General features: G+C 67.2%; 7 protein-coding genes and 1 pseudogene. 7 read left to right on the top strand and 1 reads right to left on the bottom strand.

All coding sequences use genetic code 11. The features are described 5' to 3' along the window. Window positions 1–92 precede the first annotated feature (92 nt). The gene (locus J7I89_RS10510; RefSeq protein ID WP_214969753.1) at window positions 93–836 is read right to left on the bottom strand and encodes a FadR/GntR family transcriptional regulator; all 744 of its coding nucleotides are present in this window, start codon (window positions 834–836) and stop codon (window positions 93–95) included. Window positions 837–1046: 210 nt separating this feature from the next. On the opposite strand from J7I89_RS10510, the gene J7I89_RS10505 reads away from it, so the two are divergent. The 7 genes and pseudogenes from J7I89_RS10505 to J7I89_RS10475 all read left to right on the top strand — a co-directional run bounded on the left by J7I89_RS10505 (window position 1047) and on the right by J7I89_RS10475 (window position 8189). Continuing rightward, window positions 1047–2411: an MFS transporter gene (locus J7I89_RS10505; RefSeq protein WP_214969752.1), complete on the top strand. Its 1365-nt coding sequence runs from the start codon at window positions 1047–1049 to the stop codon at window positions 2409–2411. A gap of 148 nt (window positions 2412–2559) precedes the next feature. Then, window positions 2560–4325 (top strand): annotated as a pseudogene (locus J7I89_RS10500) (dihydroxyacetone kinase family protein). Continuing rightward, complete coding sequence (locus tag J7I89_RS10495) at window positions 4322–4792, top strand: ribose-5-phosphate isomerase (RefSeq protein WP_214969751.1); 471 nt, start codon at window positions 4322–4324, stop codon at window positions 4790–4792. The pseudogene J7I89_RS10500 and the gene J7I89_RS10495 overlap by 4 nt, the downstream one beginning before the upstream one ends. Next, window positions 4776–5597 carry a triose-phosphate isomerase family protein gene (locus J7I89_RS10490; protein WP_214969750.1) on the top strand — a complete coding sequence of 274 codons (822 nt, stop codon included), beginning with the start codon at window positions 4776–4778 and terminating at the stop codon, window positions 5595–5597. Before J7I89_RS10495 ends, J7I89_RS10490 begins: the two co-directional genes overlap by 17 nt. After that, entirely contained in the window at window positions 5594–6394 is an 801-nt protein-coding gene (locus tag J7I89_RS10485; protein WP_214969749.1) for a sugar phosphate isomerase/epimerase, read from the top strand. The genes J7I89_RS10490 and J7I89_RS10485 overlap by 4 nt, the downstream gene beginning before the upstream one ends. A 1-nt stretch (window position 6395) precedes the next feature. Continuing rightward, on the top strand, window positions 6396–7259 hold the full coding sequence (locus J7I89_RS10480) for a phosphogluconate dehydrogenase C-terminal domain-containing protein (RefSeq protein ID WP_214969748.1): 864 nt from the start codon (window positions 6396–6398) through the stop codon (window positions 7257–7259). A 126-nt stretch (window positions 7260–7385) separates the two neighbouring features. Further along, window positions 7386–8189 (top strand): alpha/beta hydrolase, encoded by an 804-nt coding sequence (locus J7I89_RS10475; protein WP_308159864.1) that lies wholly within the window; start codon window positions 7386–7388, stop codon window positions 8187–8189. Window positions 8190–8199 lie beyond the last annotated feature (10 nt).

Here is an 8199-nt window from a genome sequence, read left to right as displayed (position 1 = left end):
AATCAACGACACGCTACACTAGGCCCGGCACGTCGCCTGCGCAGCTTCGATCGAAGCTGCGCAGCGGATCGCTTGCTAGTGTGCTGCGCCGTCTATTGAGCGGCGTCGAAGCCGGCGAGCAGCCGCCGGGATGCCGTGGCCATGTGCGATCGCATCGTTTCCGTGACGGCGGCGGGGTCGCGTGCCTCCAGGGCGTTGAAGATCTCGCGGTGCTCCTTCAGGGCGGCGGCGGCGTGGCCCTCGTCGGTGAGCGCGCGGTCCACCCAGATGCGCAACAGTGAGCGGATGCTTTGGAGCAGTTCCCGGAGCACCTGATTGCCCGAACTGACCGCAATTTCGCGGTGGAACGCCGCATCCGCCTCCACGAAGGCGGCCAGGTTCTCGAGGTTGTCCTCCATGGTCTGGAGGTTGGCGCGCATGCGGCCCAGGGCGTCGTCGTCAATGCGCTCCGCTGCCAGCTGGGCGGCCTGCACTTCCAGGCCGCTCCTGAGCTCCACGAGTTCGCGCGTCCGGGGTGCCCCCAGCATCAGGCCCCAGCTGAGCGTGCGCGGCAGCAGCTCGGAAATGCCGTCACGCAGATAGGTTCCGGAACCGGGCCGGACAATCACGATGCCCAGGATCTCCAACGCCGCCAGGGCTTCGCGCACCGCGGACCGGCCGACTCCGAGGGAGGCCGCAAGCTGGCGTTCGGCCGGCAGCCGGGTCCCGACGGGGATGTCGCCGCTGGTGAAGAAGGCCAGCAGGCGCTCCGCCACTTCGGAAACAACGGACCCCTGTTCCATTGAACCGAGGGCGGCACTGATCTTAGCCGTCGCGGCTGCGGAATTTTCGGACACCCCCAAAGCGTAGCAACCGGCCGGAGACTTTCTTGCGCGGGTGATTGAAAAAGAAAATACGTCAACCGGTTGACCAATTTGCGCCCCACGACCTATGGTTGATATCACACGCTTTAGCCACTGCCGGTCCTCTGCCGGTGGACGGCAGTGAGACCAGCCCCACGCCTCCAGTGCAGGACGCGGCCGGGACATCAACATCTAGGAGTCAATGTGGACACCACACAATCGGTGGTCGAAAAATCCGCAATCAGGAAAGTGGCGATCCGGCTGGTGCCGTTCGTCGCTTTGATGTTCTTCATCAACTACCTGGACCGGACGGCCATCTCCTTCGCAGGCCCCAACGGCATGAACACCGACCTCGCCCTCTCGGCAGCGCAGTTCGGCTTCGCGTCCGGCGTCTTCTTCATCGGCTACATCCTGCTCGAGGTCCCCAGCAACCTGGCGTTGCACAAGTTCGGAGCCCGCCGCTGGCTGGCCCGCATCATGGTCAGTTGGGGCATCGTCTCCCTGCTGTTCACCTGGGTGGGCAATGTGGATCAGCTCTACATCCTCCGCTTCATCCTGGGCGTGGCCGAGGCCGGCTTCTTCCCCGGTGCCATCCTCTTCCTCAGCCTCTGGGTCCCGTCCCGGCACCGCAGCAAGATCCTTGCCCTGTTCTACTTGGCCCAGCCGCTGACCACCGTGATCGGTGCCCCGCTGGCCGGCCTCCTCATCCAGCAGCACGGACTCTTCGGACTCGCCGGCTGGCGTGTCATGTTCTTCGGCGTCGCACTCCCCGCCATCATCATTGGCGTCATCGCCTGGTTCTACCTGGCTGATTCCCCCGCGAAGGCCAAGTGGCTGACGCAGGAGGAAAAGACCTGGCTGACCGGCGCCCTGGAGAAGGAAAAGAAGGAAACCGCCGCCAGCAACAAGCACGTCAGCGTCCGCACCGTCTTCGGCAACGGCCGCGTCTGGATGCTCTCCGCCATCTACTTCGGCTTCATCTACGGCCTGTACGCCCTCGGCTTCTTCCTGCCCACCATCATCGCGGGCTTCGAAGGCATCTACGGCGCCAAGTTCGATGTGTTCCAGAAGGGCCTGATCACCGCGGTCCCGTACCTGCCTGCGGCGTTTGCCCTGTACTTCTGGTCCAAGGACGCCACCAAGCGCGGCGTCAAGACCTGGCACATCGCCCTTCCGGCACTGACCGGCGCCCTCAGCATCCCGCTGGCACTGTTCGCCGGTTCACCGGCGGCCACCATCGCCGTCATCACCATCACGGCCATGTCCATCTTCGCCGCACTGCCCAACTTCTGGACCGTCCCCACCCAGTTCCTCACCGGTGCAGCAGCCGCAGCGGGCATCGCGCTGATCAACACCGTTGGCAACCTGGCTGGCTTCAGCGCCGGCTACATCACCGGCTGGCTCAAGGACCTCACAGGCAGCTACACCGTGCCGATGTTCGTCGTCGGCGGCTTCATGCTCCTGTCCTCCATCCTCATGGTGGCGCTGAGCCGCTCCGGCAAGGTCAGCGAAGGCATCCCGGCCGAGGCCCTGGACCCTGCGGGGGCCGGACACCACGCCGAGCCCTGAGTGCGGGCTCGCCCAACTAACTCGCAGTTGTTGTCGTTTTGGACGGCCATAACGACAACAACTGCCAGTTAGTTGGGTCACCACCACCCCGACGCGGCTTCAACCGCCGCGTCCCCACGATTTCCACTGTTAGGCCCAGGAGCTCCCCATGACCCGCCTGTTCAATGAACCAGCAGCCTTCGCTGACGAGATGATCGAGGGCTTTGTCGCCTCCCACGGCCGCTGGGTGAAGCGCGTCTCCGGCGGCGTGGTCCGCAACACGCAGAGCACGCCGGACACGGTGGCGCTGGTGATCGGCGGCGGTTCCGGCCATTACCCGGCGTTCGCCGGGCTGGTGGGCCAGGGCCTGGCGCACGGCGCCGCGATGGGCAACCTTTTCGCCTCCCCCTCCGCGCAGCAGGTCTACAACGTGGCCAAGGCCGCCAACAACGGCGGCGGCGTGCTGCTCGGCTACGGCAACTACGCCGGCGACGTCCTGCACTTCACCCAGGCCGAGAACCGGCTCCGCAAGGAAGGCATCGACTGCCGCAGCATCGCCGTCACCGACGACGTCTCCTCCGCCCCGCTGGCCGAGCGGGCCAAGCGCCGCGGCATCGCCGGCGACCTGACCGTTTTCAAGGTGGCCGCCGCAGCCGCCGAGGCCGGCTACCCGATGGACGCCACGGTGGAAATCGCCGAGCGCGCCAACGACCGCACCCGTTCCTTCGGCGTCGCGTTCAGCGGCTGCACCCTGCCTGGCGCGGACCACCCGCTGTTTTCCGTCCCCGAGGGCCGGATGGCCGTGGGCATGGGCATCCACGGCGAACCAGGCATCAACGAAACAGACATTCCGACGGCGGACGAGCTCGCCGAACTGCTGGTTGCCAAGCTCCTCACCGAAATCCCCGAAGGCATCTCCACCGGAGGAGATGCAGCCGGCGCCCGCGTGGTCCCCATTCTCAACGGCCTGGGCAGCATCAAGTACGAAGAGCTCTTCGTCGTCTACCGCCGCGTCGCCCAGCTCCTGGCCGAAGCCGGCCTGGAAGCCGTGGACCCGCAGGTCGGCGAACTCGTGACCAGCTTCGACATGGCCGGCACCTCCCTGACCCTGTTCTGGCTCGACGACGAACTCGAGACCCTCTGGAACGCACCCGCCGACGCCCCGGCCTTCCGCCGCGGCGCCGTCACCGCGGCGGCGCTGGACGCCAGTGCCGGATGCACAGACAACAGCGAGCTGGCCGACGTCGAACTTTCCATCCCGGACGCCACCGCGGAGTCCCGCGCCGGCGCCGTCCGGATCCTCGCCGCGCTCGGCGCCGCGAAGGACGTGGTGGACGCCAACGCCGACGAGCTCGGCCGCATCGATGCGATCGCCGGCGACGGCGACCACGGCATCGGCATGGAACGCGGCGTCCGCGCCGCCGTCGACGCCGCACGTGACGCTGTCGCTCGCGGCGCCGGGGCCGCCACCACACTGCACTTCGCCGCAGACGCCTGGGCCGACAAGGCCGGCGGGACCTCCGGCGCGCTCTGGGGCATGGCCCTCCGCGCGGTCGGCGACGCCATCGGTGACAGCAAGCGCCCGACGCCGGCGCTGTCGCCGCCGGAGTGGCCGGCGCGGCGGCCGCGATCATGGACTTCGGCAAGGCCAAGCCCGGCGACAAGACCCTGGTGGACGTCCTGGTCCCGTTCCGCGACGCCCTCGCCGCCGGCGTGGACGCGGGGCAGTCCCTCACCGACGCCTGGGGCGCCGCCGCCACCGTGGCGCAGCAGGCAGCCGAGGACACCGCCCAGCTGCTGCCCCTCATGGGCCGCGCCCGGCCACACGCCGAGAAGAGCCTGGGCACCCCCGACGCCGGTGCCGTGTCAATGGCGCTGATCGTCCGAGCAATCCACCACACCCTCACGGAAACAACCATCAAGGAGAACGCATGAGCGCCAAACTGCGCCTGGTCATCGGAGCCGACGACGCCGGCTTCGAATACAAGGAAGCCCTGAAAGCTGACCTGGAGGCCTCCGACCTGGTCGAATCCGTGACCGACGTCGGAGTCGACGCCACCAGCCACACCCCGTACCCGTCCGTGGCCATCGCCGCAGCCGAGCTGATCGCCGCCGGCATGGCCGACCGCGCCCTGCTGGTCTGCGGCACGGGACTCGGCGTGGCCATCGCCGCGAACAAGGTTCCCGGCGTCCGCGCCGTCACCGCGCACGACTCCTTCTCGGTGGAACGGTCCGTGCTGAGCAACAACGCCCAGGTCCTCACCTTCGGCCAGCGCGTCGTCGGCCTCGAACTGGCCCGCCGGCTCGCCCGCGAATGGCTCACCTACACCTTTGACGAAAGCTCCGCCTCGGCCGAGAAGGTCACCCTGATTAAGGACTACGAGGGTGTCACTTCCTGCTAAGACCGCAACAAAACCGAGGGCAATCATCGGCGTCAGCCTGAAGATGTACTTCGGCTACGGACGCACGCTTGAGTACTGCCGCGAGGTGGCGACGATCGCGTTGGCGCACCCTGCGGTGCAGAGCGGCGACATAGAGCTGTTCGTCCTGCCCATCGTTCCGGTCCTGCCCGAAGCGGCCCGCATCCTCGGGACTGCCGGGGCGGCTGCCGGCGCCCAGGACATTTTCTGGGAGGACGAGGGCGCCTTTACGGGCGAGGTCGGCGGCAAGACGGTGGCCGAGCTCGGCGGCAGGTACGCGGAGGTCGGCCACGCCGAGCGCCGCCGGATCTTCGGCGAGGATGACAGGGTCATCGGGCTCAAGACGGCCGCCGCCTACCGCAACGGCCTCACCCCTGTCCTCTGCGTCGGCGAGCTGCAGCGGGGCTCGGTGGAAGAGGCCATCAGCCGGTGCACCGCCGAGATCGATGCCGCGCTGAACCGGGCTCAGTCGCTCGGGCCCGCCGGCCGGACCATCGTGGCCTATGAGCCGCAGTGGGCCATCGGCGCCCCGGAACCGGCGTCGCCGTCGTTCATCAGCGCCGTCATTGCCGGGCTGGACGCGCACCTGCGCGCCCTACCCGGACAGGCGGACAGCCGGGTTATCTACGGCGGCAGCGCCGGCCCCGGCCTGATCAGCCAGCTGGACTCCGCCGTCGCAGGCCTGTTCCTGGGCAGGTTCGCGCACGACCCGGCGGCGCTACGGGACATCCTGGACGAGGCAGCCGAACGGCTCGGCCTGCTTTCCCCCGCGGGAGGAAGGGCATGAGTTCCACTATCGGACTCAGCAGCTACGCGTTCTTCTGGCAGCTCTCTGAATGGGTCTCCGAACCCCTCACCATCCATCAGGCACTGGAGAAGACCGCGGCGCTGGGCGTGAATCTGTTCCAGATCTGCGACTACGCGCCGCTGGAGGCCATGTCGGATGCGGAGCTGGCTTCAGTGCGGGCCACGGCGGACTCGCTGGGCATCGCGCTCGAGCTGGGCACCAAGGGCATCCGGCCGGACCACCTGCGGAAGTTCCTGCACATCGCCGGCATCCTGGGCGCGCCGCTGCTGCGGACCATGTTCAACGTTCCCGGGCACACACCCACTGCCGAGGAAGCGGTGGCCACCTTCAAGGAAGTGCTGCCGGAGTTCGAGGCGGCCGGGGTGAAGATCGCCGTCGAAACGTACGAACAGGTCCCCACTTCCCGGATCCTGGAGGTCATCCGCGGCGTGGACAGCCCCTACCTGGGGATCTGCAGCGATCCCGCCAACACCGTGGCGGCGCTGGAGCTGCCCCGCGAGGTGATTGACGCCGTCGCGCCCTATGTCCTGAACATGCACATCAAAGACTTTGCGTTCAGCCGCAAGGAGGGGTGGGTCGGATTCACATACTCCGGCGCACCGCTCGGCGAAGGCCTTCTCGACTATGACTACATGGCCGGAAAGATTCAGCCCAAAGAAAGAAACATCAACCAGATCGTCGAACACTGGCTGCCGTGGCAGGACTCCGAGGCGGACACCATCCGCCTCGAAAACCAGTGGACCCAGCAAAGCCTCGATTTCCTAAGGAGCAAATGAAATGTCCGCAGAAAACTTGACCGTCGCCGTCATCGGAGCCGGAGGCAAAATGGGGCTGCGTGTTTCAGCCAACCTCCAGAAGAGCGCCGCCCACACCGTCTTCTACAGCGAGAACTCCCCCGCCGGGCAGGAACGCGTCCGCGCCGAAGGACGCGAGATCAGCAGCACCGAGGACGCCATCAAGGACGCCGACGTCGTGATCCTCGCCGTTCCGGACACCGTCCTGGGCGTCGTGTCCCAGGGTGTGGTGCCGCAGATGAAGTCCGGCGCCATCCTGCTCACCCTGGACCCGGCCGCCGCGTACGCCGGCCTGCTGGCCAAGCGCGACGACGTCGTCCAGGCCGTGGCCCACCCGTGCCACCCGTCCGTGTTCCTGGAGCGCACCACCAAGGAAGAGTGGGCCGACACTTTCGGCGGCCAGGGCGCCCCGCAGAACGTCGTGGCCGCGATCGACGAGGACACCCCGGCAGCAACCCGCGATTCCGCCGAGACCGTCATCCGCACCATCTACGCCCCCGTGATCGACGTCCACTGGGTCACCGTCAAGCAGCTCGCCATCCTCGAGCCCACTCTCGTTGAGACGGTGGCCTGCATGATTGGCACCCTGCTCAACGAAGCCCTGCACGAGACGGTCAACACCTGCGGCGTTCCGGAGGAGGCCGCCAAGGCCATGCTGTTCGGCCACGTGCAGATCGCCCTGACCAACGCCCTGCGCGGCTCCAACCCGTTCTCCGAGGCCTGCGAAATCGCCATCCAGTACGGCAAGGACACCATCATCAAGGACGACTGGAAGAAGATCTTCGACGACTCCGAGCTGGACGGCGTCATCGCCAAGATGCTCAAGCTCGACGCCGTCAAGCGCTAAGTAGCGTCCGTCCCGGCGCCGCGCCCCGCTGACAAAATCGTGAGCGGGCGCGGCGCGGCTTCGCAACGTAGCCCCCAGCGTGCTGCACCACAGCGGTGAGGGAACACCGCTGTGTACAGTGTGCAGGTGAAGATTGCCCTGGCCCCTGACGGTGCCGAGCTGGCGTGGGCCGAAGCCGGCGAGGGGGAGCCCCTGCTCCTGATTGCCGGCCAGGCAACAGGCATGGCCGGGTGGGGACCCGCCGCCCAGGCCCTGGCGCATCATTTCCGTGTCCTCCGCTATGACCACCGAGGGATTGGCGACAGCGGCAAAGGCAGCGCGGACCGCTACACAACGAGGTTGCTCGCAGCCGATGCGGCCGCCATACTCCAAGCCGCTGGCGTCGACGCCGCACACGTGTATGGCCACTCAATGGGCGGACGGATCGCCCAATGGCTCGCGATCGACAACCCCCAAAGGGTGCGAACACTGTCCCTTGCGGCAACGAGCGGAGGGAAGAGAGCCCGGGGAGAAGGCAATGCCGCCGCCACGAATGCACTGTTGAGCGGAGACCTGGACCGGATGGTGCCACTGTTTTTTGATCCGCAATGGGCAGGGGAGCACCCTGACGATGTGCGCACCTTTTTCGACTCCAAGGCATCGGCCTGGGCCAAATCCCGTCATTTCCGGGCCAGCCGCGGCCACGATGCGTGGCGCCATTTGGGGTCCATCCAAGCCCCGACGCTCATCCTGCACGGCACGGACGATGCACTGACCCCCTTGCCGAACGCCGTCCTGCTGCACCAACACATTCGCCGTTCCACCCTGGTGAAGGTCCCCGGAGCACGCCACGGCCTGCATCTCGACCATCCAGAAACCATCGGATGGATCCGCCAGTTCATCACGGCCAGGGCACGGTCCATGCAACCGGTGGGCGCCCCGAACGCCTGAGGCCGGGCCG

Origin of the sequence: Arthrobacter sp. ISL-5 (assembly GCF_018613835.1) — a bacterium.
GTDB lineage: Bacteria > Actinomycetota > Actinomycetes > Actinomycetales > Micrococcaceae > Arthrobacter.
Note: the sequence above shows the minus strand (reverse complement) of the source record. Positions and strands in the feature narration are given on the sequence as shown.

Coding starts and splice junctions, on each gene's coding strand:
- J7I89_RS10495 (WP_214969751.1), top strand. CDS start 4,322: ATGAGCGCCAAACTGCGCCTGGTCATCGGAGCCGACGACGCCGGCTTC.
- J7I89_RS10485 (WP_214969749.1), top strand. CDS start 5,594: ATGAGTTCCACTATCGGACTCAGCAGCTACGCGTTCTTCTGGCAGCTC.
- J7I89_RS10480 (WP_214969748.1), top strand. CDS start 6,396: ATGTCCGCAGAAAACTTGACCGTCGCCGTCATCGGAGCCGGAGGCAAA.